This is a genomic window from Pseudoalteromonas sp. S1650 (assembly GCF_005887195.1).
Classification (GTDB): Bacteria; Pseudomonadota; Gammaproteobacteria; order Enterobacterales; family Alteromonadaceae; genus Pseudoalteromonas; species Pseudoalteromonas simplex.
In genome coordinates, this window is sequence record NZ_PNDF01000206.1 from 1 (window position 1) to 348 (window position 348).

Genomic DNA, 348 nt, shown 5'->3' on the forward strand with positions numbered 1-348 from the left:
CCTTCAGCGACTTTTGCTACTTGTCAAGATCTACCAGGTGACGCGGTAACACGCGAGCAAACCCTTGTTGACATCGAAACTGATAAAGTTGTGCTTGAAGTTGTTGCTCAAGAAGACGGTATCATGGGTGAGCACATTCACGCTGAAGGCGAAACAGTACTTGGTGAGCAAGTAATTGGTACAGTTAAAGCGGGTGCAGCACCGGCAGCAGCAGCTCCTAAAGCAGAAGCAGCAGCGCCAGCAGCACCTATGGGTGACCGTACACAAAAACGTGTTCCTATGACTCGTTTACGTAAAACAATCGCTAATCGTCTTCTTGAAGCGAAAAACTCAACTGCAATGTTAACG

Annotated in this window: 1 protein-coding gene; it reads left to right on the plus strand. The window is 47.7% G+C overall.

The window, feature by feature from the left end:
• Positions 1–348: biotin/lipoyl-containing protein (locus tag CWB80_RS22180; protein ID WP_283235119.1), on the plus strand; the 348-nt coding region annotated here is incomplete at both ends.